The 755-nt window shown below is 46.9% G+C and carries 1 protein-coding gene; it reads right to left on the bottom strand.

What is annotated here, in order from left to right; genetic code table 11:
- The coding region (locus tag AB4583_RS21275) for an elongation factor Tu (protein WP_372119270.1) at positions 1-755 on the bottom strand (755 nt) is incomplete at both ends.

Raw genomic sequence — 755 nt, 5'->3', positions numbered from 1 at the left:
AAGATTTTAGCTACAACACCAGCACCAACTGTACGGCCACCTTCGCGGATTGCGAAACGTAGACCTTCGTCCATTGCGATTGGAGCGATTAGCTCAACAGTCATTTGAACGTTGTCACCTGGCATTACCATTTCTACGCCTTCTGGTAGAGTGATGTCGCCTGTTACGTCAGTTGTACGGAAGTAGAACTGTGGACGGTAACCTTTGAAGAAAGGAGTGTGACGGCCGCCTTCGTCTTTAGAAAGTACGTATACTTCAGACTCAAACTTAGTGTGTGGGTTGATAGAACCTTTCGCAGAAAGTACTTGACCACGTTCAACGTCATCACGCTTAGTACCACGTAGAAGTGCACCAACGTTCTCACCTGCACGACCTTCGTCAAGCAGTTTACGGAACATTTCAACACCAGTACAAGTAGTAAGAGTAGTCTCTTTGATACCAACGATTTCTACTTCGTCACCTACACGTAGGATACCGCGCTCGATACGACCAGTTACAACAGTACCACGACCTTGGATTGAGAATACATCTTCAATTGGTAGTAGGAACGGTTGGTCAACTGCACGCTCTGGCTCAGGAATGTAAGAATCTAGTGCTTCTGCAAGCTCAACGATCTTGTCTTCCCACTGCTTCTCGCCGTTTAGTGCGCCAAGTGCAGAACCTTGGATAACTGGTAGGTCATCACCTGGGAAGTCGTATTCAGAAAGAAGTTCACGAACTTCCATCTCAACTAGCTCAAGTAGCTCTTCGTCATC

The organism is Vibrio sp. 10N.222.49.C12 (assembly GCF_041475025.1).
Classification (GTDB): Bacteria; Pseudomonadota; Gammaproteobacteria; order Enterobacterales; family Vibrionaceae; genus Vibrio; species Vibrio crassostreae_C.
This window is presented reverse-complemented; position numbering and strand designations above follow the sequence as displayed.